Origin of the sequence: Pseudoalteromonas sp. S2721 (genome assembly GCF_005887425.1) — a bacterium.
In the GTDB taxonomy this organism is placed as follows: Bacteria; Pseudomonadota; Gammaproteobacteria; order Enterobacterales; family Alteromonadaceae; genus Pseudoalteromonas; species Pseudoalteromonas simplex.
The window spans coordinates 1-239 of record NZ_PNCZ01000164.1 but is presented as its reverse complement, the minus strand read 5'-3'; the positions used below and the strand labels follow the sequence as shown (position 1 = coordinate 239).

The 239-nt window shown below is 39.7% G+C and carries 1 protein-coding gene; it reads left to right on the top strand.

The annotated features are described in order from the left end of the window. Positions 1 to 239, top strand: a 239-nt coding sequence (locus CWC02_RS20660; protein WP_171043889.1) for a gamma-glutamyltransferase, incomplete at both ends; no start/stop codon positions are given.

Sequence of the window (239 nt, the reverse complement as noted above, 5' to 3'; positions counted from 1 at the left end):
TACTAGAACATAATGACATGGCAAAACTTATAACAAACTCAGTACAGGCGCTGCATTACTTAACCCAAGCATCACGTTTAGCGTTTGCAGATCGTAATGTGTATATGTGTGACCCTGTCTTTATGTCAATACCGACACAAGGATTACTCCATAAAAACTACATTGCTGGTCGCGCAAAACTTATTTCTGAAAAAGATACTCACGCAGAAGCATGCACACCACCAAACTCAGTTTCATAC